Annotated in this window: 28 protein-coding genes; 10 read left to right on the forward strand and 18 right to left on the reverse strand. The window is 42.2% G+C overall.

Annotation, left to right across the window (positions count from 1 at the left end):
* Positions 1–58: 58 nt before the first annotated feature.
* Positions 59–553 (reverse strand): hypothetical protein, encoded by a 495-nt coding sequence (locus tag A5867_RS10405; RefSeq protein WP_005226198.1) that lies wholly within the window; start codon positions 551–553, stop codon positions 59–61.
* Positions 554–690: 137 nt separating this feature from the next.
* Here A5867_RS10405 and A5867_RS10410 point away from each other — a divergent pair, with 137 nt between their 5' ends.
* Together A5867_RS10410 and A5867_RS10415 are read left to right on the forward strand one after the other, a co-directional pair.
* Positions 691–1218 (forward strand): DUF308 domain-containing protein, encoded by a 528-nt coding sequence (locus A5867_RS10410; protein ID WP_087627548.1) that lies wholly within the window; start codon positions 691–693, stop codon positions 1216–1218.
* 120 nt (positions 1219–1338) lie between these two features.
* Positions 1339–1782, forward strand: coding sequence for a hypothetical protein (locus A5867_RS10415; RefSeq protein WP_005226200.1), 444 nt, complete (start codon positions 1339–1341; stop codon positions 1780–1782).
* Between the two features lie 32 nt (positions 1783–1814).
* On the opposite strand, the gene A5867_RS10420 is transcribed toward A5867_RS10415, so the two are convergent.
* Positions 1815–3752: a heavy metal translocating P-type ATPase gene (locus A5867_RS10420; protein ID WP_170927529.1), complete on the reverse strand. Its 1938-nt coding sequence runs from the start codon at positions 3750–3752 to the stop codon at positions 1815–1817.
* A gap of 182 nt (positions 3753–3934) precedes the next feature.
* Here A5867_RS10420 and rsxC point away from each other — a divergent pair, with 182 nt between their 5' ends.
* From rsxC to A5867_RS10435, 3 genes are read left to right on the forward strand one after another with little or no spacing between them, the layout of a single operon-like run.
* Positions 3935–5272, forward strand: a complete 1338-nt coding sequence (gene rsxC / locus A5867_RS10425; RefSeq protein WP_005226202.1) for an electron transport complex subunit RsxC — start codon at positions 3935–3937, stop codon at positions 5270–5272.
* Complete coding sequence (locus A5867_RS10430) at positions 5265–6335, forward strand: RnfABCDGE type electron transport complex subunit D (protein WP_015509781.1); 1071 nt, start codon at positions 5265–5267, stop codon at positions 6333–6335. The genes rsxC and A5867_RS10430 overlap by 8 nt, the downstream gene beginning before the upstream one ends.
* A 24-nt stretch (positions 6336–6359) precedes the next feature.
* Positions 6360–6932: a hypothetical protein gene (locus A5867_RS10435; protein ID WP_005226204.1), complete on the forward strand. Its 573-nt coding sequence runs from the start codon at positions 6360–6362 to the stop codon at positions 6930–6932.
* Positions 6933–6968: 36 nt separating this feature from the next.
* Here A5867_RS10435 and A5867_RS10440 read toward each other — a convergent pair whose 3' ends face one another.
* Positions 6969–7166: a hypothetical protein gene (locus A5867_RS10440; RefSeq protein ID WP_015509783.1), complete on the reverse strand. Its 198-nt coding sequence runs from the start codon at positions 7164–7166 to the stop codon at positions 6969–6971.
* Between the two features lie 135 nt (positions 7167–7301).
* Between A5867_RS10440 and A5867_RS10445 the strand changes: the two genes are divergently transcribed.
* Positions 7302–7574 carry a hypothetical protein gene (locus A5867_RS10445; protein WP_005226206.1) on the forward strand — a complete coding sequence of 91 codons (273 nt, stop codon included), beginning with the start codon at positions 7302–7304 and terminating at the stop codon, positions 7572–7574.
* Between the two features lie 102 nt (positions 7575–7676).
* Here A5867_RS10445 and A5867_RS10450 read toward each other — a convergent pair whose 3' ends face one another.
* The 3 genes from A5867_RS10450 to A5867_RS10460 form a co-directional block, all read right to left on the reverse strand.
* Positions 7677–8048 carry a hypothetical protein gene (locus A5867_RS10450; RefSeq protein ID WP_005226207.1) on the reverse strand — a complete coding sequence of 124 codons (372 nt, stop codon included), beginning with the start codon at positions 8046–8048 and terminating at the stop codon, positions 7677–7679.
* A gap of 169 nt (positions 8049–8217) precedes the next feature.
* Entirely contained in the window at positions 8218–8763 is a 546-nt protein-coding gene (locus A5867_RS10455) for a metal ABC transporter permease (RefSeq protein ID WP_015509784.1), read from the reverse strand.
* Positions 8747–9166 (reverse strand): DUF4430 domain-containing protein, encoded by a 420-nt coding sequence (locus A5867_RS10460; protein ID WP_005226209.1) that lies wholly within the window; start codon positions 9164–9166, stop codon positions 8747–8749. The genes A5867_RS10455 and A5867_RS10460 overlap by 17 nt, the downstream gene beginning before the upstream one ends.
* 165 nt (positions 9167–9331) lie before the next feature.
* Between A5867_RS10460 and A5867_RS10470 the strand changes: the two genes are divergently transcribed.
* Positions 9332–10732, forward strand: a complete 1401-nt coding sequence (locus A5867_RS10470; protein ID WP_087627551.1) for a C69 family dipeptidase — start codon at positions 9332–9334, stop codon at positions 10730–10732.
* Positions 10733–10917: 185 nt separating this feature from the next.
* Entirely contained in the window at positions 10918–11088 is a 171-nt protein-coding gene (locus A5867_RS10475; protein ID WP_010748430.1) for a hypothetical protein, read from the forward strand.
* Between the two features lie 59 nt (positions 11089–11147).
* Here A5867_RS10475 and A5867_RS10480 read toward each other — a convergent pair whose 3' ends face one another.
* The 4 genes from A5867_RS10480 to A5867_RS10495 form a co-directional block, all read right to left on the reverse strand.
* Positions 11148–12308: a MalY/PatB family protein gene (locus tag A5867_RS10480; protein ID WP_087627552.1), complete on the reverse strand. Its 1161-nt coding sequence runs from the start codon at positions 12306–12308 to the stop codon at positions 11148–11150.
* A gap of 30 nt (positions 12309–12338) precedes the next feature.
* Positions 12339–13901, reverse strand: coding sequence for a maltose/glucose-specific PTS transporter subunit IIBC (gene malX, locus A5867_RS10485; protein ID WP_016609246.1), 1563 nt, complete (start codon positions 13899–13901; stop codon positions 12339–12341).
* 103 nt (positions 13902–14004) lie between these two features.
* Complete coding sequence (locus tag A5867_RS10490) at positions 14005–14790, reverse strand: MurR/RpiR family transcriptional regulator (RefSeq protein ID WP_087627553.1); 786 nt, start codon at positions 14788–14790, stop codon at positions 14005–14007.
* Between the two features lie 145 nt (positions 14791–14935).
* Positions 14936–15118 carry a hypothetical protein gene (locus A5867_RS10495; protein ID WP_087627554.1) on the reverse strand — a complete coding sequence of 61 codons (183 nt, stop codon included), beginning with the start codon at positions 15116–15118 and terminating at the stop codon, positions 14936–14938.
* Between the two features lie 165 nt (positions 15119–15283).
* On the opposite strand from A5867_RS10495, the gene A5867_RS10500 reads away from it, so the two are divergent.
* Both A5867_RS10500 and A5867_RS17970 read left to right on the forward strand, forming a co-directional pair.
* Positions 15284–15949 carry an NAD(P)H-dependent oxidoreductase gene (locus A5867_RS10500; protein ID WP_087627555.1) on the forward strand — a complete coding sequence of 222 codons (666 nt, stop codon included), beginning with the start codon at positions 15284–15286 and terminating at the stop codon, positions 15947–15949.
* Positions 15949–16122, forward strand: coding sequence for a hypothetical protein (locus A5867_RS17970; protein ID WP_005226215.1), 174 nt, complete (start codon positions 15949–15951; stop codon positions 16120–16122). The genes A5867_RS10500 and A5867_RS17970 overlap by 1 nt, the downstream gene beginning before the upstream one ends.
* A 96-nt stretch (positions 16123–16218) precedes the next feature.
* On the opposite strand, the gene dat is transcribed toward A5867_RS17970, so the two are convergent.
* The 8 genes from dat to A5867_RS10540 form a co-directional block, all read right to left on the reverse strand.
* The gene (gene dat, locus A5867_RS10505; protein ID WP_087627556.1) at positions 16219–17076 is read right to left on the reverse strand and encodes a D-amino-acid transaminase; all 858 of its coding nucleotides are present in this window, start codon (positions 17074–17076) and stop codon (positions 16219–16221) included.
* Between the two features lie 121 nt (positions 17077–17197).
* Entirely contained in the window at positions 17198–18298 is a 1101-nt protein-coding gene (locus tag A5867_RS10510) for an AI-2E family transporter (RefSeq protein ID WP_010748435.1), read from the reverse strand.
* A 162-nt stretch (positions 18299–18460) separates the two neighbouring features.
* Positions 18461–18889 (reverse strand): hypothetical protein, encoded by a 429-nt coding sequence (locus A5867_RS10515; protein WP_010748436.1) that lies wholly within the window; start codon positions 18887–18889, stop codon positions 18461–18463.
* Between the two features lie 76 nt (positions 18890–18965).
* Complete coding sequence (locus tag A5867_RS10520; RefSeq protein WP_087627558.1) at positions 18966–19382, reverse strand: GNAT family N-acetyltransferase; 417 nt, start codon at positions 19380–19382, stop codon at positions 18966–18968.
* Positions 19383–19594: 212 nt separating this feature from the next.
* Positions 19595–20518 carry an LCP family protein gene (locus A5867_RS10525; RefSeq protein ID WP_087627559.1) on the reverse strand — a complete coding sequence of 308 codons (924 nt, stop codon included), beginning with the start codon at positions 20516–20518 and terminating at the stop codon, positions 19595–19597.
* Position 20519: 1 nt separating this feature from the next.
* Positions 20520–21173: a phosphatase PAP2 family protein gene (locus A5867_RS10530; protein ID WP_074933647.1), complete on the reverse strand. Its 654-nt coding sequence runs from the start codon at positions 21171–21173 to the stop codon at positions 20520–20522.
* Positions 21170–22363 (reverse strand): FtsW/RodA/SpoVE family cell cycle protein, encoded by a 1194-nt coding sequence (locus A5867_RS10535; RefSeq protein ID WP_087627560.1) that lies wholly within the window; start codon positions 22361–22363, stop codon positions 21170–21172. Before A5867_RS10535 ends, A5867_RS10530 begins: the two co-directional genes overlap by 4 nt.
* A complete protein-coding gene (locus A5867_RS10540) occupies positions 22341–23495 on the reverse strand; it encodes an FtsW/RodA/SpoVE family cell cycle protein (protein ID WP_034868647.1) in 1155 nt (384 codons plus the stop codon). Before A5867_RS10540 ends, A5867_RS10535 begins: the two co-directional genes overlap by 23 nt.
* Between the last annotated feature and the right edge of the window lie 109 nt (positions 23496–23604).

The raw sequence follows: 23604 nt of genomic DNA on the forward strand, positions 1-23604 counted from the left end.
TTTCGACCTAAAAAAAGACCCTTGATTACGCCTTAAAATGGCAGTAATCGAGGGTCTTTTAGTCCTTTGTTCCTTGATCATGATCGACTAAAATATCGATCGGTGTCCCTTCATTCAAGTGTTCTGACAAGAAAACAACCAATTCTGCTAATGGCTGCTTGAATTTCATTAATGGGCCTCTCATCCCTCTTCGAAAATAGTTCATCTTGATGGGCTGCCCTTCCTTTTCTTGAAATAAAACGACTCGATCGATCTCTTGGTATAGTACCCCTTTGATACTCATTGGATGGACAATGATTCGATCAAGTGCTAAGCCGCGGCTATCTAAAACAAAGCTCAAAAAGACCAAACCCGAAACGATCCCTCGCACCCGATTATCAAGTGCCTCTTCCATCATCACCATAGATAGGATAATCATTACTGAAAAAATCGTAATGGCGACCTTGCTTAGTTTGCGCTCCACAGCAAGAAATTGAATGTCTTTCCTTACCACGAATAAATAAAGGTATAAAACGATCGTAAAGGCACACATCACTAGCGTTAACCCACTCATAATACTCTCCGTTCTGTTTTCTTTTCCTTATTCTACCAAAAAACCATCTGATACAAAAGGCTTAGCCTATTTCGTAGGTTTTTTGATATCTATTTTATCAAGAATTCGGTACAATAGGAAAAAAAGGAGGAATTATCATGAATGCATTTTTTGATAAATTACAACGCTATGATTTACTTCGTGCCGTCGTATATATCGTCTTTGGCTTCATCATCTTGATTGCACCACGATCTGTCTTCAACACGATCGTTTATCTTGTTGCCGGGTATATTGCATGTTTAGGGATCATTAGCTTGTATACGAGCTACAAAGAAAAACAAAAGGGCTATCGCAATGTGCAATCCGTCTCTGGTATCTTACTGTTGATTGCGGCAGCTGCGATTTTAGTTTTTGCCAAAGGATTACTTGCCATCGTGCCATTTTTCTTAGGAATCATGATCACCATCAGCGGTTGCGCCCGATTGATGGCAAGCTTTAACCAAAAACGCATTGGTTTACCTTATATCACTAGCTTGATCATCAGTCTATTGATCATTGCTGCAGGGATCATCCTAGTATTGAATCCCTTCGCCACTTGGTTGTTATTCTTCCAAATTTTTGGCGGGATCTTGATTTTCATGGGTGCCTCCGATGCGGTCAACCATTTTCAACGAAAAAGAGCCTAATAAATGAGAATGTTTTAAAATTTCCTACGAATCTAACATCTACATGTAGACTTTTCCCGCTATTCCTTTTAAAATAGGAGATATCAAACAGTCAGTCCATTGACACGCGGGAGGTGCGACATGAAGAAAATCAAGCAAGAAGCAAAACATCCAAACGATGTACCGGTAATTTTTTTGACCGATGCAACTGGCAAAGTCGTACGAAAAATCTCGATCAATGAGTGGCGTGCGCTTAAAGCAACCCCTGACCAGATCGAAGAACTTGATATCAAATTGTATCGTGAAGCAATCAGTTTTTATCTTCAAGAAGACTACGCAAAAGCAAAAGATCTCTTGCATTTCTTGATCAACAAAACAGACTATAGTCATTATGAATACGTGGAACGACTAGCAAATATCTACCGCATCGAAAACCGTCCCGCTAAAGAAAAAGACCTGTTACTGACTGCTTATCATGCAATCAAACCGTTGGATTCCTCTGAAGGGATTTTAAGAAGGATCGAAAATCGATTGCAAAAAATCGATGCCTTTGATTTTCCAACTTCGACACAATTCAGTCATTAAAAAAGCAGCTATCCTTCGATAGCCGCTTTTTTTTATGCATCTGGCAGTTTGCGCAAAAGGCGCAACCCGTTAAACAATACAATCAACGTACTTCCTTCATGGGCAAATACCCCCAGTCCAATATTCATTTTTCCAAATAGATTCAACCCGACTAGTAATGCGACGATAAACATGGAGAAGAAAATATTTTGCCAAATGATTCGATCCATTTTCTTCGCTAAGCGATAGGCATACGCGAAGCGTGAAAGATCATTTTTCATGATCACGGCGTCCCCCACTTCGATAGCAACATCTGACCCTTCCCCCATCGCAAAACCGATGTCTGCCTGAACAAGTGCGGGCGCATCATTGATGCCATCCCCCACCATGGCGGTTTGTCCGTAGGCTTCTTGGAGTGCTCGAACCGCTTCCGCTTTGTTCTCAGGCAACACATTAGCCGCCACTTGATCAACATTTAGCCGCTTTCCGATGGCTTCCCCAGCAGACGCACTATCTCCGCTGATCATAACGGTATGGATCCCTTCATTTTTTAAATAACGAATCACAGAAGCTGCCTGTTCGTTCGGCTCATCCATCAAAGCGATGATTGCGACAACCTCTTCATTAATGGAAAAAACGACCATCGTTTTTCCTTGCGCCTCCAGGTGACGGTACTGTTGCTCCAACGAACCTGTTAACTGGGAGTTTTCGGTTCTTTTTCCTAATCGATAGGTTTTTGTTCCTGAGACGGCTACTAAACCGGAACCAATCTCATTCGTAACCGTCAGCTGTTCGCTTTGCTGCTCTTTATTGTTCTTCTCAAAATAAGTAACGATCGCATCTGCCAATGGATGATTGGCTTGTTTTTCCAGCGAAACGATGATGGAAGCGGCCTCTGCTTGATCGATGGCTTCAGCGAAAATGACATCCGTGACCGTTGGTTTTCCGACGGTCAACGTGCCCGTTTTGTCAAATGCCACCGCTTTGATCTGAGCAAAATTCGTTAAGTAGTTGCTGCCTTTAAAAAGAATCCCTTTTTTCGCTAGATTTGAAATCGCAGATAAACTAGCAGGTACCGCACTTGCCGCTAACGCACAAGGAGACGCTGCAATCATCATCACGATCCCGCGATAAAAACTGGTATACCAATCCCAACCAAGTAGAAACGGTGCTGTTAAGATGAACAAAGGGACTGCAATGAAAACAATGGTTACATAGATTGGTTCGATTTTTTTGATTCGTGTTTCTGTTGGTGACTGATTCGACTGTGCCGCTTCAACGACTGAAAGAATTTTGGCAAAGACCGTTTCCGAGCTGTCTTTTGTGACTTCCATCAAAAATGTTCCATTGCCATTGATGGTACTGCCATAAACTTCGTCTCCCGCTGTTTTTTCTCGCGGTATACTCTCGCCATTGATGGAAGCTTCGTTGATGGCACTCGTGCCAGAAAGAATCACCCCATCTGTTGCTAACTGATCACCAGGCAAAACTTGTAAAATATCCCCTTTTTTTATCTCTGAAGCAGCAATTTTTTTGGCTTTCCCATCTGGGCCCATCAAACGTGCTTCCGTTGGATTCAATTTGAGAAGATTGGTGATTTCTCGTCGGCTTTGCCCTTCCGCGTATTCTTCTAAAAAGTGAGCACCAGCAAAAATCAAAATCAGTAAGGCTGCCTCATTAAAATTGCCTATGATCATTGACCCTATCGCTGCTAATAACATCAATAGATGTACATTTGGCGTAAAGCGCCGATTGATTCTTGTGCTTTTTACGGTATCCTCGATCCCTTCCCACGAAATGTGGTAGCCCGCTAATAAAACTGCAGCAAAATAAACCCCGTCTTTTACCCATTGATTCGAAATAAACAGCGCCACTATAAAGAAGATTACCCCCGCGAAGTAAACTTTACGAGGAAACGTCCCATGATCATGGGTATGCGTATGTCCCTTCGTTTTTGTGTGCTCGTGTTGACAAGTATGTTCAGCCATCATCAAAACCTCCTCTATTCCATCGAACATATGAACGATCAATCATGTTTATACCCTGATTATATATGAGCAAACAATCATATGTCAACCGAAATAAGTTTTTCTTGTGAAATGTAAGCGTTTATGGTTTTGAGAATGCGGATGGCATGCTAGAATAAAGTTAGGAGAAAAAAGGAGTGTTGGCTATGAGAACATTTACTGGTGGAATTTCACTAAGTCCCCCGTTACAAATGTTAAAAGAAAAATTAATGATCGAACAAGATGAAATCCTTACCTTTTCACCCACGATGGTCTTTATCCCTTTGGCACAACATATTGGTGCCCCTGTCGAACCGACGGTTTCCGTTGGTGAGTACGTCAAGCAAGGGCAAGTGATCGCTGAAGCAGATGCCTTTGTATCTGCGAAAGTCCATGCATCTGTTTCGGGCAAAATCGTCGATATTGTCGATTGGCCAAATCAAAACAATGAAGAAGGAAAAACCATCATCATTGAAAACGATTATGCCTTCGATAATGATTTTTTGTCTACCCCATTCAACTGGCAATCTGCTGCTAACGAAACGATCCTCAAAAAAATCCGTCAAGGCGGTATCGCCGGCAAAGGCGGTGCAACGTTTCCCACCCATGTCAAATTCAGTATTGATGAAAATAAAAAAATCCATACCTTGATCTTAAACGGATCTGAATGTGAGCCCTTTTTGCGCAGTGATGCCTTCTTAATGCAAAAAGAAGCCAAAAAAATCATCCAAGGGGCAAAAATTGCCCAAAAATTGTTAGCTGATCCAAAAATCATCATTGGCATCGAGGATGATAAACCGCTAGCCATTTCAGCGATGCAAGCCGCAAGTGCAGAGGATGACACGATAGAAGTCGTTACTGTCCCAACTGTTTATCCAACCGGTGGTGAAAAGCAGTTAGTAGAGTTATTGACCGATCAGGAGGTACCTTTAGGCGGCTTGACTGCCGATATTGGGATCGTATTGATCAATGTTGCCACCAGCTTTGCCATCGCTGAAGCGGTCTGTTATGACAAACCGCTGATTGAACGCTATACAACCGTGACTGGTGATGTTCAACATCCACGCATCGTCAAAAATCCTTTAGGAACACTCGCAGGAGAGTTGATCGATTTTGCTGGCGGCTTTCAAGGTGCGCCCAGCAAGCTGATCCTTGGCGGCCCCATGATGGGGAAATCCGTCAAAACATTAAAGGTTCCGGTCACCAAAGGCAGCAACGGGATCGTTGTTTTTAATGAAGAAACCGATTGGCTATATGCCGAAAACCCCTGCATTCGCTGCAATAAATGTGTCGAAGCTTGTCCGATGCGCCTGATGCCGATGGAGATCGATCAATTCTATCGAGCAGGCGATTATCAAAAATGTGAAGAATTGCTGGCAGAAGCGTGTATCAATTGTGGTGCTTGCACCTTTGTCTGTCCAGCCAAACGTTCCTTAGCTGCCAACATCACTGCCGCAAAAGGCAAGGTTGCACAGCTGCAGAAGGAGGCGAAGGAAAGTGCCTGATTACTACAAGGATTCCGATAGCGAGCGCCTCTTTCAGCAACGAAAAAACCAAGAAACACCACCAAGCCCCCATATTCGCAGCAATGACGAAACAGTCAAAATCATGGGCTGTGTAGTACTAGCCTTACTACCAGCAGTTTTATTCTCTGGCTACCTTTTCGGGCTCAAGGTATATGGGTTGTTTTTCATTGCGCTAGCCACGGCGTTTGCCGCCGACGGAATTTGGTCCTACCTCATCAAACGGCCATTTCGTTTCGATCTAAGCATCGTTGTGACGGCATTGCTTTTAACGATGAATCTTCCACCGACCGCACCTTGGTATTTCCCAGTGATCGGGGTGGCGTTTGCCGTGATCATCGTCAAAGAATTTTTTGGCGGTATCGGCTATAACTTTTTAAATCCAGCCCTTGGCGGTCGCGCCTTGTTGATTGGCTTGTTTTATAACCAGATGTTTTTGATCAGTTGGCCAGATCCACCTTTTGGCAGCATCGCTCCTGATGTGGTTTCGCAAGCTACGGCGAACGATGTCGTTTCCGGTGCTACGCCATTAGCTGTCATGAAGGCCGGGGACACCTTAAGCGGTTCTGATCTGTTGGATGCTTTTTTAGGATTTACTGGGGGACGAATCGGTGAAACCAGTGCCTTGCTTTTACTTCTGGGTGGAATTTTTCTCGTTTACAAGAAAATCATCTCCCCTCGTATCCCGCTGATTATTTTTGCAACGATCGGGCTCTTTGCTTTTATCCTTGGTCCAGAAGGACTTTTTACTGGCAGTTGGCAAACGGTGATTGGGCATATCATCAGCGGTGGTGCCATGTTGGGTGCGATCTATATGGCGACTGATTATTCTTCGACTCCAGGAACAAAAGCAGGAGAAAATCTTTTTGCCTTAGGCGTGGGGCTTCTCGTTGTCCTCTTCCGTTTCTTTGGTTTCACAAACGAAGGCATGAGCTATGCCATCTTGATCATGAATTGTTTTACTCCACTCATCGATCGCTTCTTACGCCTTCGCATTTTAGGGGAAGGAAAAAAGACCCCGTTCAACCTTAAAATCATGAGCTAAAACGCAAGAAAGGAGCGTTCTCATATGATGATCGCCAATCGACTAGTGGTCTTCCTAGTCATTCTACTCACAAATTACGCCTGTCAAAATTTGGCGCCGACCGTCAAAGAAAAAAAACCGAACGTGACGACACGGGTGGTTTTCCTGTCAGGGATCATTGCAATCGCATACTTGTTGAGCGGTTTAAGTTTTTATCTTTTGCTTCAAAATCGCTTTGTCTATGGCAATCAAGTGGTCACCAATTTGGTAAGTGCTGCCATCATCGCCTTGATTACTGCCAGTTTATGCTTACTGATCGTTCCAGCAAAAAAACATTTCTTGACGAATGATCTAAAAAAGACGACCCTAGTCAGTGTCATCTTGCTGACGATCGCCACTGTGACCCAATTTCCCTATACCGATTATTTAACCAATTTATTTGTTGCTGTAGGCATGTATTTTCTCTTTTCCTGTGCTTTGTCAGGGGTTCATACACGAAATCAAATTGCCGCAATTCCGCCAATTCTGAAAGGCCTACCCCTGGACATCGTGACACTTTTTCTATTTTATCTGAGCTTTTCCTTTCTCAACGGTGTCTTCTTCAATTATTTATTCTAAACAAAAAGCAAGTCCCGCTTTGGCAGCGGAACTTGCTTATTTCTTGCGGAATATTTCTCTGAAGGAACCGATCAAAAAACCAGTCGAAAAAGCATTTTGTGCTTTTTGTTCTTTTTCAGCAGCGATTTTTTGTCGTGTTCGCAGCCCTTTATTGGCATTTTTGGACTTCTTCCCTTCACGGAGTTCTTTCGAAGCCTTTTGAAACTCTTTTGAGAAACGGTTATACCCAACCATTCCTTTTGCCTCCTTTCTTTTTACGTGGCACATAATAACGAGGATTTATTATAGGAATTGCCTTTCTGATGCAAATCAGGTAACATAACAGACAGAAAGATGATTTATCCCAGGTTTATCAGAAAGGAAGATCCCATGAACGAAACCCACACTGGATTGTTAGTCAATAGCCGTGTTTTTCAAGAAACGCCAATGATGCTAACAGGTATCCAACTTTTAGAAGACCACAAAATCGTGAATTGCATTATTAAGGATCGCTACTTAGCCAGTTATGTCTTACGCCTTCCTTTAAATAAATACCAATTAGAAGTCGAAGGAAAATGGAACAAGCGGGAACAGTTAGTGATCAAGCATATGAAAATCAAGAATATCGATGAGTTTATTAAAATCGTCGGTACGCCAGAATAACAGGACTCACGAAAAGCAAGTGCAGGCAACTGCCCTTGCTTTTTTTTGAAAAAATCCAGCTGATTTTTCCCGCGTGTTCCTTCAATCGTGTTCCTCCGATGTTTATCGCGACATTCTGGTAAACCGATCGATCAAGGCTTTTTGCTCCTCTTTGATACCGATCGCCAACGGTTTGATCATTAGTTTGACAGTGGTCGAAGGTGTCTGAATCTGGACTTTTTTATTTACCACACCGCCTAGTTGTAATTTTGTGATCTCGTGGATCATAATTGTCTGCATCCCTTTTTCATGAAATTGCAGATCTAACTGAATCAAGTGGATTTTTTCTTCGTCAACCACCACGATAAAATACTTTGGTGTTGGCAGGGCAATCATTTTGGCTTCCTCGGCATAACCAGCCAGTTTTCCATGGAACTTCGCACGGTAGCTTTCTAAATCATCTTTTTTCACGATCCATTTCATCAAAAGCCACATCCTTCCTTAGATACCTTAAGGATACCTGCAGAAACCGCTTTTGCACAACAATATGCCTGCTTGTTTCCTCACATAACCCCTTTCACCTCATTTGATCGTCAAAGACTTTTTCCTCTAGTCATGGACGTTTTGCCCGACACTAGCTAATTCAACAAAAAAAGCGAAGCGCTTAGTGCCCTTCGCTGTTGTTCTTTGGATAGTAGTGTTGGAAAAGCCGCAGAAAGATCGGTGCTAGTAACAGATAAAAAATGCCATTGCCTATTGCGTGGAGGGCATCAAAGCTCAATCCTTGAAAATAATAAGCCCAAAAGCTAGGAAACCCATAAAGTTTGACACTGATCCAAGATATCACAAAGCCATAAGCAAACCCTGCAAATACACTGTAGCTGACTTGTAAAAGCAACCGTTTCATAAACAGCTTGCTTTTTGACAACAGATACATCCCCAAAATAATGATTGCATAGCTAACTAATTGAGCAATCGTCCATATTCCCATTCCCATGTAAAAATTGGTAATCAGCATCGAGAGCAGACAAACGATCAATCCACGACTAAGACCTAAATGGATGGTTACTAATAAAAAGATCACCGTCATTGGTTGAACATTGGGTAAGGGTTGAAAAAGTGACCTGCCGACGACGGCCGCTGCCACAAGCAACCCTAAATAAGCAATTTCTTTTCCAGCAAATGCAAGTGGTTTATTCGAATTTTTCATAGGTGAAAACCACTTTATCGTTGTTTCCTAAAAAGGTATCATCTGCCCCAGTTGTAATCATTTCATCATTGATCGTATATGTCCAATAATAGCCAGCTTTTTCATCTTGCGCTAAACCGTCAATGCTGGTGATCATCCCTTGATTTTCTTCCAAGTCAAAGTTCTCTTTCATGATAGTCATCAAAGAAACCCCTTCTTTAAAAGTGACCGTTTTGGTTTCGATCTCCTGGTCTTGCTCTTCACTTTTATTATTGAAGCTGATTTGGGCAGTGCGCTCTTCGGCGTTTTGTTGGACTGACGAAGATTCACTGGAGGAGTTTCCCGCATCCATCGATGGTTTGGCACAGCCGGCAAAAACCAGACTTAGTAAAAAAATATAACTAAAAACAACTGTTTTCTTCATAATAATGGCTCCTTTGATTTTTTTTACAACACCTTATTCTACTAAAAATAAATAAAAAAGGCGAAATTTTTTTGTTCCTCTCTATAGAAAGCATTGTAAAACCATGAGACTATGGGTATACTAGCTTCAATCATTCGTAAGAAGAAATGAAGGAGTGTTGGAAAGATGGATAGAAAAAAAGCGTCCTGTACCACTTTACTAGTAGGAAAAAAAGTATCGATCGACGGCTCGACCATGATTGCCCGCAATGAAGATTCTGGAAGCGGTTCGGAACCGCAAAAATTCGTCGTCATCACTCCAGAACAGCAAGGAAATGAATTTTACGCCGTTTTAAGCAACTGTCGAATCAGTTTGCCAGCAAAATCATTACGCTATACTTCAACCCCTGAAGCAGATGAATCGCAAGGAGTTTGGGCAGCTTCAGGAATCAATGAAGAAAATATCGCCATGACTGCAACAGAAACGATCACAACCAATTCACGCATTTTGGCTATTGATCCATATGTGGAAGATGGTATCGGGGAAGCTGATTTCGTCAGCATCGTACTGCCTTACATCCATTCCGCTAAAGAAGGTGTTTTACGCTTAGGGGAACTCTTAGAAACCTATGGGACCTATGAAGCCAACGGGATCGCTTTTTCTGATGCCGAGGAAATCTGGTATATGGAAACCATCGGTGGACATCACTGGGCAGCTGTTCGCATACCAGATGATGCCTATGTCGTGGCACCAAATCGCTTAAACATTGATCACTTCGATTTCGCCTCAGAAATGACGTTGTGTTCGCAGGATCTCGAACAGTTGATTGAAGACTATCAATTAAATCCTGATTTTGAAGGCATTAATCTACGCCATATTTTTGGCAGCTCCTCAGAAAAAGATACCCGTTACAATAACCCGCGGGCATGGTACATTCAAAAATACTTTAGCGGAACAGCCGCTGAACCGATCGATCAAGAGCTCCCGTTTGTATGCTACCCAAAACAAAAGCTATCCGTGGAAGATGTAAAATGGGCATTGAGCTCCCACTTCCAAAATACGCCTTTTGACCCTTACGGTACAGGGAGCGAGACACAAAAAACACAATTCCGATCGATTGCTCTCAATCGCAACCAGCAAGTCCATATTTTACAGATCCGCAACCACGTGCCCGCAGCAATCGCTGGCATTCATTGGCTTGCCTTTGGCCCCAATACCTTCAATGGCGTTGTGCCCTTTTATGCAGCTATCACTAAGACCCCACTTGGCTATTGTGATACGACAAAGACCTACGATCCATCAAATAGCTATTGGTTAGGACGCACCTTGGCGTTGATTGGAGACAGCGACTACGATCGCTATAGTGATCTTGCCAACCGTTTTGAAATGGAAACGATGGCGGCTTGTCGCCGCATCCAGAAAGAAACTGATCGTAAAGCTTCCGCTGACAAGCAGCCTACTCGTCTGCTTGAAGAAGCCAACGCTGAGATGGCCGAACTGTATTTAAAAAATGCAACAACGTTACTAGGAAAAATGGTGGAGTCTGGCAGTAATAAAATGGCCTTGCGTTTTTCTTTAGCCGATTAGTCAATCGCTGAAAATAAAAGGATTAACAAAAACTTTACATGGAATTGCAGCAATCTAAACATTGCTCTCCTATACTAAAGATACCAATTCGTTTTCTTTTTCCTTGCTGGTACAAATCAAGCAATTGATTTGTACTAGTCCCCCTATTGAAGATCAATTGGTAAAAACCGTTGGGAGGAATGAACATGACTACAAGCATTTATCGGACTGTCACCAACGAAATTGTTAAAGGTGAGATCATCAAGAGCAAGAGTCAGCAAGATATGCTGATCATTCAAGACAAAGAAGGTTATTTCCATGTCGTTGAACCAATCCCCGTTACTACTGCAATGACTCCCCGCACGACGAAAGACTAAAAAACCACTGGCGATCAGAAAGAATACAGGATCTTTCTGATCGCTCAGTGGGTTCTTTTTTATGTCAAACTCAATGTGAATCGCTTCAAGCCATCAATGAGTTTTTCTCGCGAACAGCCAATGTTTAGGCGCAAAAAATTTCTCCCCTCTTTCCCATAGAGCTCTCCTGACATAATCGCGACTTTCCCCTTTCGAATCATTCGTTGCTGCAATTCCACCATCGTTAAACCCAGTGCTGTACAATCAATCCACATAAGATACGTGGCTTCGCTTTTCGTGACCACGAGTTCTGGGTGATGTTCCTGTAAATAAGCGATCACATAAGCAATGTTACCATCAAGATAGTCATTGAGCTGATCCACCCACTTACTTTCATTATCGTAGGCAGCAATCGTTGCGGTCATGCCAAAAATACTGGTGGAGCTCAACCCATCGGCTTCTTTTAACTGAGTTAAGAAGCGCTCACGCAACTTGGGATCAGGAATGATTCCATAAGAATAAATCAACCCTGGGAAATTAAATGTTTTACTTCCCGAAGTAACAAGGGCTACATTTTCTTGCAACAAATCAATGATCGGTTGATGCCTTTGTCCTTTTCTTACAATGTCCATATGGATCTCATCAGAGATGATAAATACATCATGGGTTTTCGCCAATTCGATGATTCGTTGCAACTCATCCTTTTGCCAGACTCTCCCAGTTGGGTTATGAGGACTACAGAGGAGAAGAACTTTATTTTCAGGCTGTGCCATCAATCTTGTTAGCTCTTCGAAATCAATGCGATACGACTTAGCATCATAGATGAGTGTATTAGGTACGATTTTTCTTTTGTTCTCTTTGATCATTTTATAAAACGCATCATACGCTGGCGTCTGAATAATGATCCCATCTCCTGGTTCACTGAGTAGGGTGACGAGCTGTTTAACGCTATACATAACGGAAGGACTGTAGACCAGCCAATCGCTTTTGATCATGCTGTTAAAACGTTCAGAATACCATTTGCAGACCGCTTGCTTGAATTCATTATGATTCCAACGTGTATACCCAAAAACCGGGTGCTGCATCCGCTTGATAAGTGCCGCTTCAACTGCAGCTGGCACCTTGAAATCCGTATCGGAAATCGTAAATGGCAACAAGTTTTTTTCACCAAAACGGTCTTCAACATAATCCCATTGAGTACACTGGGTTCCTTTACGATTGATTGGTTCATCAAAAAACATTTTCTTCACTCCTACTACTTGACAATTTTGCTAAAGAATCGCATCAAGTTGATTTCTGACTGTTGTTACTTTCGTTCCAATGATTACTTGCACGTTAGTATCATCTAAGTGAACGACCCCAAGCGCACCTAGTTTTTTCAGCCGTTCATCATCAACCAATGTACCATCGTTTAGAACGAGGCGTAGCCGTGTAATGCAATTGTCTAAAGAATCAATATTGCTTGCTCCCCCTAAAGCTGCCAAAATACCATGGGCATCATAGCCACTCTTTCCAGAATAGGTCATTTCCTCTTCCAACTCATTCGTTTGATCACTGTTCTCTTCTCTACCAGGTGTCTTCAAGTTCTTGCGAAGGATTACTGTTTTAAAAACAAAGTAATAAAGGGCAAACCAGCAAGCTCCTACAATCAGAACGAGCCACCATTTTGTATATGCGCCTTGCATCACGCCAAAGATAAGAAAATCAAGCACGCCCCCATCGGTATTTCCAATCGTGACACCTAATAGACTCATTACCATAAATCCAGCACCTGTCATGATGACATGAAAAATCCATAATAAAGGGCTGATGAATAAGAATAAAAATTCGATTGGTTCAGTAATTCCTGTCACAAAAGTTGCAATGACGCCTGAAATCAACAAACCTTTTATTTTTGAACGATTCTCAGGTTTTGCCGTGTGGTACATAGCTAATGCTGCTGCCGGTAAGCCAAACATAAAGGTTGGCATCTTCCCTTGAGACAAGAACGCAGTTGCACTTGGTGAGATGCTCAAGCCGTTTTGTAATTCCGCATAAAAAATATTCAACGCCCCAAAGACTTGCTGACCATCGATCAGCTGACTTCCCCCGGCTTCGGTAAAGCGAATCATGGAAACCAAAATATGGTGTAATCCAAATGGCAGTAACAAGCGCTCACCTGAACCAAATAAGAACGGACCGAAAGGACCAGCTTGTTGGATCAAATGTCCGATTCCTGTGATGATCATAGCAAACAACGGCCAAATCATCGGAATGATCACCCCGACCACAGCTAAAGTAAGCGAGGTGATGATTGGAACAAAACGTGCTCCTGAAAAGAATGCAAAACTATCTGGCAATTGAAAATGGTAGAAGCGCATATGCAATTTATAAACGATCAATCCTGCGATAATACCTCCTAGAACACCCATTGATAATGTTTGAATGCCAAAAACGATCTCTTGCCCTGCTTCTCGTAGTTGATCTGCAGCAGCTAATTGATTCGTTTCTTGTAAATAAAAATTGATGGATAAATGCATCACGACATAGCCCACAAAGCCTGAGAATGCCGCAACTCCCTTCTCTTTTCTTGCTAGACCTAAAGGAATCGCCATCGCAAACATGACGGGTAAGTAACTAAAGGCAAACCCACCGATCGTTGACATGAAACGAAAAACCACTTGGAGCCAAGGGGCACCTAAAAATGGGAAAACGTCGATCGTTGAAGAAGATGAAAATGAACTACCAATCCCTAAAAATAAACCCATGAATGCGAGTAAAGCGACTGGCAACATAAATGTTTTCCCAAGTCCTTGAAAAATTTCCATCCAGCTTGCTTTCTTTCCTTTTTGCATATCATTTCCTCCTAACACTTTTATCTCTTAAAATGTAAACGATATCAAGAAGGCTTACAATACAGTTCCCCAAAGAAGAATGACCATTCACAAAATGGAATGGTCATTCAGGATCAAGTCCTGCTTCGATTTGATTGGCGTATTGAATAATTAAAATATCCAGTAACGCCGCTAAGGAGATCCGCGGGCTCAAATCGACTTCATGATGATAAATCGCTGTCATTTCAACAGGAAAAGAGAAGGTGGCAAGCTTTTCTAACGTGCTTTTTGGTTGACCAATACAGGCTAAAATCGGCACGCCTCTTTGTTTCAAACGAGTAGCATAATTTAGCATCCCGATCGTTTCTCCACTATGACTAATAAAAAGAGCTAAATCATTTTTTGATAGTTGGTTCGCGATGGTTGTCAATTCATCCCAATCCGTTGATGCACCCACTGTTTTACCTAAAAAGCGCAATTTTCGACTTGCAGATAATGCGACCGGCGCACTTTGCCCTAAAGCGAAAAATTCGATCCGTTGTGCTTGCTGCAGCATTTCCACGGCACGCTGAAAGTCAGCTTCTTCAATCATTGATAAGGATGTCGTCAGCTGGTCAATCATTTGCTTGATCAGTGGGGATAAACCAAGAGAGGCTTGGGTAGCTGACTCGTTTCTTTCAAGGCTTTGATAACTTTTCAATGAAAACTTGAATTCTTGAAAACCCGTAAAGCCAAGCTTTTTCGCCATTCGACTGATCGTTGCCTGACTAGTATAGGTTTGAGAAGCTAACTCATCGGCCGTCATTTCCGAAACTTTCTCAGGCGCCCTCAAACAATAGTTAAGGACGGTTCGTTCTACTCGGTTTAGCTCAGGGATTTTGTATTGGATTCGTTTGTATAAATGGTTCATCACCTGCTTCTCCTCTCCACTATGCTTCATTTACTCATTATACCTTCCCCCAAGAAAAGTACCAACTGATGATGAAGAACTTGACAGCAAAAAAGTGACTCACCTTTTACCTGGTGAGTCACTTCTTCTATTTTCTCTCTATCTATCATTTTTGCGCAGTCAATTCTGTAAACTCTTGCCCATTGCCATAGTCACTTTCTTTTGAGGGTTGCTTTCCAGATATTCGTTGTCGGCAACTGGCAAGTTTATTTTCGACATATTCCATTGTATTGGCGGCGAACATTACTACATTTGCTAGACCTTTGATCAAGGGATCATTTGATTCCATCCTCTATTCCCCCATTTACTTCACGTGTAAGTCGTTACTGACACTTCCTTATCAATGAATATAGACGAGGTACCTTAAATCAAACTAAAAGAGGACCAACACTACGAAAAGCAAAGCAGACTAGTTTCCCTTTCTGGTAAAATATGGTACATGTAGTAGGAAAGGATGATCAATCTCATGATAAAAACCTTAGTGGTGGCTAGCCACCCAGATTTCCACAACTCTCTTTCCCAACGTTTTTTCAGTGAAAGTGCCAAACTTCCTAATGTCACCATACACTTTCTTGATGATTTTTCTGACTTTTCTCTTGCCGATGAACAGGCGCTGCTGCAAAACTGTGACCGTTTGGTTTTACAATTTCCCTTATATTGGTACAGTGTTCCAGCAAAAATGAAAGCTTGGATCGATACGGTTTGGGAAAATTGCGCGCCTGCTTTGGTGGGAAAAGAAATCAGTTTCGCCGTTTCTACTGGTGTTGCTGCCAAAGAATTTCAGTTAGGCGGTCGAGAAAATACGACCTTTAACGAAATTTTGCATCCACTCGTACTGATGGCAAAAAAACACCAAATGACCGTGTTACCCATCGTTGTCCTTGACCAACTGATGTATAAAACGGAAAAAGAAAAGCGTGCCTTTGTCATTGCCTATCAGCAATTATTATCAATGCCCGCTCCCTTTACGTTTGATCAAAAGCAACAATGGTTTGCTGAGAAGCTGGCGCATTTGGTTTCTGAAAAACCACAGCTTTCTCCTTTGCTATCCCTGTTGCAGGAAAACCATGAAACATTGAACGAATTAGAAGATGCTTTAGCTGAATTGGAGGTGCTTTGATGGGTCATGATTGGCTAACACCGCTGATAGAACAATCCATTCAAGAAACCACTGATTACCACGAAAAAGCATTTTTGCAAGAGCTGGGACAGTTGTTGCAGCAGCAAGAAACCCGCATCGAATTGAAACAAGGAGAACTTGACGGGAAGTTGTGGAACCCTAGTGAATGGTAAGAAATAATTTTCAACGCAAGAAAAAGCTTTGGTCCCACCCAGCCTTAAAAATACTGGGTGTTGCCAAAGCTTTTTCAGGTGGTTTCTATTGCATAATCACAATGAATCGCTTTTATTCTTTGTGGCAGCGATATACGCTGTTTGCAATTGTTTCGTGATTGAACCCAATACGCCAGTGCCAACGGGTTTCCCATCAATGGCAACGATCGGAACGATTTCCCAAACTGAGTTGGTCAAGAAACACTCTTGCGTGTTGCGTAGTGCCTCAATCGGGACGGGTTCTTCTCGATAGGGAATTTCTAATTGGCGACACAACTGAAGGACCTTCATTTTCGTGATCCCCGGTAACACCAATCGCCCGTCCGGATGAGTATAGACGATCCCATCAATGACAAACCAGAGATTGGATGCAGATGCTTCTGTAAAAAAGCCATCTCGTTGCAGTATCGCATCATCGAAGCCAGCTTCGATCGCTTGATCCAGCGCCAAAAGATTCCCTAACAAACTCAATGATTTGATATCACAATGCAACCAGCGTTCATCAGGAAGGACGGTTGCCGAAAGCCCTGCTTGCTGCATTTCATCTGGTCGTTCAAAGGGGATCACATTTGCCGTCACCACCCCTTTGACCGATCCGGCTGGTGGAAACTCGTGATTTCTCGGAGAAGCGATTCCTCGGGTGATCTGAAGATAGATTTCTCCTTCTGTGATTCCTTCAGTCTTAATGAGTAACTTTAGATTTTCAGTCAATTGGGGAATCGAATAGGGTAACGTCAGCTTAATTTTTTGTGCACTGCTTTCCAATCGAGCCATATGCTCCGCTAACATAAAACAGCGGCCATTATATATTCGGATAACTTCATAGATCCCATCACCATACTGATAGCCACGGTCTTCGATATCAATTCTCACTACCTCTCGATCAACGATCTGATCATTCCACAAAACCTTCATTTCCTCACTCCTATCGTCGTTTTCGTTTCAATCAGTATAGCATGAGTCTTTCTACCGTGCTATGTGTCATCTAAAACAAAAAACTTGCTGATGAAGATTTCTTCAACAGCAAGTTTTATTGTTACAATGACTCCTTATCGATCACAGAACGTTCTAGTTTGCGTTCCTGGAAAAAACGGAGTAGCGTGCCAGACATCGCCATTATGATCGAATACACTGGAAGTGCAACGATCATACCAACAAATCCCAGCAAGTTGCCTGCGATCAATAATAAGAACACCGCAATAATCGGATGGATATGCAACACTTTATTCATTACTAGAGGTGAAACTAGATACGATTCACCCAATTGAATGATCGTGATGCCCACTACCAATAAAATGGCAGTCCGGATATCTAAACTTAAAGCAAATAGAAACGCGGGTGCCGCTCCGATAAATGGTCCGAAGTATGGGATGATATCCAAGACACCACAAATCAGGCCTAAAAGCAACGCATTCTGCAAACCTAGCAAAGAAAAAATCAAATAACTGGAAACGGCAACGTACGAACATACAAGCAATTTCCCGCCAATATAAGCAGACGCTGCTTGGTGGAAATCACTGCATAATTGACGCATCAAACCTTGATACTTTTTCGGTGTTTTGTTTGCTAAAAAGTCTGGCACTTTCTCACCGTCTTTAAACATATAGACTAAGAGCAGTGGGATCGTAAACAAAACGATCGCTGAGTGAGAAACGATGGAGATCAAACTCGTCAGACTATTCGTTGCCCCGGTAATAAACTGCAAAGCGAAATTGCTCGCTTGCGAAATATCGATCGAATCAATGAAAGGACCGAAAAGTTCCTCCAAATAGGAATGATCGATGTTATCGATCACCAAATTGATGATAACGGGTATTTGATTGATAAAGCGTCCCATCTCATAGGCTAATGCGGGTCCAATCACCTGAATGATCAAATAGGCTGCAAAAACGATCAACAACAGTGTCGCATACAGCGCAATGCTTTTCTTTTTCGTCCTTCTTTTTACCCAATTAAAGAAAGGCAAAAAGATATAAAAAATAAAAATGGATATCAGTACTGGTAAAAAGACACTAGAAAAGATTGCTTCTAATGGTCGAAAAACAAACAGTATATTTGAATAGATCCAGACGGCGATCCCTAAAAGGCAGACGATCACCAGACCTGCAAAAATTTTTGATTTTTTAAGAAACTCCAATAATTGATCCTCCTGATTCTAGAAAATACGTTCACTTCTTTCAGTTTATCATAATTTTTTAAGTGAATGATCCTTTTGCGAATATTTTTTCAAAAATCCACGTTTTTCATAGGAAACTTTTGAGTAATTTAATTATTTCCCCCATAAAACCCTTCTGCAAAATCAATTTTGATGAGCAGAAAAAGGAACCGAGAGTTGCAAGTGTTTGATACAGTAAGCTGCCACACCGAGCTGGAGTAAACCTAACACTAAGAAAATCAGATGCAAAACATTCCCGCCCCTTAATAAAATCACTTGAACAATGATCCAGATAATTAAACAGATGCCTAAAAGCAATTCGCCATGATACCCTTGGTTGCGCCACAATCGGATAGCTGCCAATAAATTGCCCAGTCCTAACACAATTAGCAAAAACACCCCGGGAATCAAAAATGTTGTAAATGGCGTTCCTTGGAGCATGGACGATTCCAACCCAGCAAATGACTGTCCTTTCCTTAATGGCTCAATACTCATAAACGCCAGCATGCTTCCTCCACATGCGCCAACACCAATCACTAAACTTAACACAAATAACGCAAATCGCAGCTTCATTTCTCCCACTCCTTCATCTAACATAAAACCGTTAATAAATTGACCATTTTCAACTAGCGATCGGGTTTCTGGCTATTTACTCGTTTTTAGGTGAATAAATGAATGCTGCAATTTGCTGCGTTTCTACAGAGGAAAAGCCGCAAGACTCATAAAATCGGCGCGTTTTCTCTGTGTTGTCCGTGATCAAAACCTTTTGTCGAATCGATGGATATCTCGCCAGCATTTTTTTGAGCAATCGCTGGCCAATTTTTTGACGTTGGAACGCTGGCGCTACTAACAGATCCTGAATATAAAGAATAGTTTGTCCATCGGTTATACATCGAATAAGTCCGACTAGCTGCTCTTCAACATAGGCAGTGATCACCTGCGACTGAGCTAGGCCTTTTAATAGTCGCTCTGGCTCTTTCGTATAGGCGACCCAGCCAACACATTTATACAAAGCGAGTATCTGATTTGAATCCGCTGGTAATTGATCTTTAAAGATGATAGTCATTCTTTTCCCCCCTTGTAACTTTTAACCAAACGATATAGCAACAAATAAAGAGTTAACAGTCCTTCTCCGAACAGGCTCTTGCTACCCTTCAAGCCGAATTGCTTTGCTTGACTAAAGAGTATCCTGAGGAAAAGCAGCTGTCAACTCTAATCACGATTTACTAGAGGAACAAAGAGGAAGTGGTGTTGTTACTAATTAAACCCAAGGCTTACTTAATCAAGCATTAATTCGCTTTTTAAACGCTGACTCGTCGCTTGTTGTTCTTCAGGCGACACTTCTTGATAAGAGATACCGTATTCACCTCTAAAGCCATCGCCAGTGAACCCAGTACCCGCCATTTGGTAAGATTCGACAGTAACGAGTGCCGATTGATATTGGGTGAATAGTTGACTCATCTGAGAAAACGTTAAATCTGTTTCACCATTTTCCCCAATAATCGTTAACAGATCCTGAATCCGCATCACGCTTGATAGAGAAACTAATTCATTCGCCAAAATCTCTGTCACTTCTCGCTGACGACGTTGGCGTCCATAGTCACCTTCGGGGTCATCTTTGCGCATACGAGTATATTGAAGTGCCTCCCAGCCATCTAATTCGAGCGTTCCCTCTGGATAATCGATTTTTTCTGCCGTAAAAGCAAACTCATTTTCAACCGTGATTCCACCAATCGCATCGACAAGATCTGCCATCCCATCCATGTTTAAGGAGAAATAATGATGAATCGGTATATCCAAGTATTGTTCGACAGTTTCGATCATCATTTTTGCGCCACCGAATGAATGGGCATGATTGATCTTATCCAGATAGCCTTGCCCAACGATCTCCACATAAGCATCTCGAGGAATACTTGTGAGGGTCGTTTTGCGTGTAGCAGGATTCAACGTCGCTACCATGATCGTGTTTGCCCGGTAATCCGTTTTGCGACGAGAGTCATTGGCGATCCCTAACAAGAGAAGACTTAAGGGCTCGGCGTTTTCGATAACCTCCGCCTCTTCTCGCCCTTCGATCGGTCGATGGATAGACTCCACGACATCCTCTACTTGAAAATACACCCTAATAGCATAGGCGGTTCCGGCGGATACGATGCCCATCAACAGTACTAAGAAGACAATTATCAGTTTTTTCGCTGTACTCATTTTACTTCCCCCTACGCACACTTTTTTTGAACGAAAATACAAAAGCAGATGTGATAAAACTGATTCCACTTGCCAACAAGATACTCGCTAACAAGTCACTAGGATAGTGAACCCCAAATAGCAAGCGGCTCATCATAATAAGCAGTAAATAAACCAATCCCAAAAACATAGCTAGTTTTTGGCTAATAGGACGTTTGCCTCTTTTGCCAGGCGCTGTTTGTGCGAAGAAAAAGAGGAGAGAAATAATTAGCGTGGTCGCTAATAGTGTATGGCCACTTGGAAAACTGGCGGACGCCCGTTCCATACTGTCAGCAAACTCCGGTCTTGGGCGATCAACGAATTTCTTGATCACTTGGCCAACACCACTGATTATGATCATATTTCCCATCAACCAAAAACTCTCGATCCGTTTCTTTCGAAGAAACAAAATTGCTGCCAATAGAAAATGAATAGCCGCTATCGGGACGATCGTTGCCGTGCTAGCAAGCGGAACAAAAATCGCTTCTACTGTAGCCGTCCGCCATTGAGGCACGTGGGAAAACAGGGTATCAAGCGTTTGGAACCACTGCGGCTCTAATGCTACAAGGAAAAACAACCATGCGAAACAGCTACAAAGCAGTCCACCTATCACCCCTTGTTTTGCTGTCTTGCTCATGTTAATCCCCTACTTTCTTTTAATGCGTACGATCGTTTCTTCGCTTTAGTCGGGAATTTTTCTAACCCGAAAATAATTCCCATCGCAATACTGATCGCAATCAACGAGGTTCCTCCTTGGCTTAAGAATGGCAGAGGAATTCCCGTTAATGGCAGCAACCCAATCGCCGCTCCGATATTTTCAAAGATCTGAAAGACTAAGCCAAAAACGTACGTGATGGCGATATAGACCGACGCCTTGTTATTCGTTTTTAACGCTGCGAAGATGATTTGATAGATGAGATAAAAATACAAGAAGATCACTAAGGTACTTCCTAAAAAGCCATAGGTTTCACCAATAACTGTAAAAATCATATCTGATTCACGAACCGGCACGTACACTGTCGTATGGGTTTCAGGCGCTCCCAATAAGCCTCCTGAGCCAATCGCCCACATACTGCGAACTTGTTGGAACGCGATAGAGTCTTGGTACGCTAGGGGATCTGCCCAAGCTCGCACTCGGTCTAATTGATACTGCGAGAAATGAAGTCGAAACAAGACACGATTGCCCCATTCCGTAAACACGAGCAGCAATAAAATAGCGCCGAGGGCTGCGATCAAACCGATCACTACGGTCAAAATTTTCCAATGAACACCCGAGATAATAAATAAAGCCCCTAACATCACAATAAACACTAAACTCGTACCAAAGTCCCGTTGCATAAACATCAATAGAAATGTCGGTATACTATAAAGCAAGATCTTAGTGACGTAGATCAAATCAGATTTAATGGTCCGTTCGGCTTTTCGTTTTTCATATACTAAGGTGAGATAGACCATAAAAAGCATAAAGGCCACTTTCATAAACTCTGAGGGCTGAATTGTAAAGTCGCCGATTCTGATCCAGCGTTTGGTAGAAGTCTGCTCAAACATCGTTTGATCGTAGAACCAATGAAGAGAAGCCATCAAACCTAGCGCCAATACATACAAAAGACCCGAAAAGCGTAAGAGCAAATTGGTTGGGATCAAACTTGTAACGAAGAGCGCGATGGCGGATAGAACACAAAAAACGATCTGTCGAAAAACGATTCCAGAAGGATCATTGCCATCCATTACAGAAGCTTGATGTTGTACCCAAATGCTTAGCAAAAAAAGCAGAAAAACGGGTAGCAGCAAGGCATAGTTTGCATCATGTCGTTTGAGGAACTTCATTTCGTTTGCCCTCCTCTCGCTCTAATTTCAGGCACATACTAAAGGCAAATGAAAGAATAAAGTAACTGGAGCCACCATAGCTGATAAATGGTAACGGTACCCCCGTCATCGGCATCAACCCTAAAATACTGGCTATATTGATACTTGTTTGCAACAAAAGTAATGTACTTGTTCCTAGCAATATCAACCCAATCTGAGGGTTTTCAATAGCTGCGGAACGAATAAATAAACGTAAGATGATTACGAATAATAAGCCAATAACAAAAATCCCGAAAAGCAAGCCAAGCTCTTCTACTAAAACGGAAAAAATAAAATCGGTTTCCGCAACTGGTAAAAAGCCTTTTTTCGTAATACTGTTTCCTAAACCGAGACCAGTAAGCCCGCCATTAAATAAAGCATAGTAAGAATGGATCATTTGGAACCCCTGATTGTAAGGGTCGGAGAATGGATCACCTACTAGGCGAATTCGGTTATATACGTGCATAAAAATATGAGGCAATAAATCATTGTCGCCTAAAAACATGATCAACAGGGCAGCCAAGAATAGACTGATCACTAAGCCACCAAATAAAAGAGCCGTCAGCTTCACGGGGACTTGTACCGTAGTTATCATGACAAATGCTAAAAAAAGCAAAATCATCACACCGGCTATTTTCGGTTGAAACAGGATCAACACACAGCACAAAAACAAAACGAAAAGCGGACGTTTCATTTCCTGCAAGGTGGTTTTTGCAGTTTGAAAGTAATGAGCAAGGTACAAGACCATCCCTACATTCACAATCTCTGATGGTTGAAATTGAATCCCTGCGATCGAGACCCAGCGTTGTGCCCCATTAACAGAGACACCGAAAAAGGGCAAACGAGCTAAGAGCAAGGTAAAGATCCCAAATGCTAGCAGACCGATCGCTAAGTATTTGCTAAGCAAAATCTCTCTTCGCGTCCGCTGAATAATGAATAAAAGAACCCAGCTAAGTAACAAAAAGACCAATTGACGGATAAATAGCGACGCTGGTGGTTGATCTCTCGTTAATAAACGGTATGAACTTGCACTATAAATCATTAAAAGACCGATAAGGCTCAATAGCAAATAAGCTATGATCAGCAGCCAATCGATCTTCTTTTTTTCTATCATTGCTTCCACTCCTCTTGCCTTGGAGTAGGTGTTCAGACGGTACCAGTTATTTTGCTCTATGAGCTTCGTCATCCATCAGAAAGAAAAGCAAAAAAGTCTCACTTCTCTT

Source organism: Enterococcus sp. 6D12_DIV0197 (assembly GCF_002174385.1).
In the GTDB taxonomy this organism is placed as follows: Bacteria; Bacillota; Bacilli; order Lactobacillales; family Enterococcaceae; genus Enterococcus_D; species Enterococcus_D casseliflavus.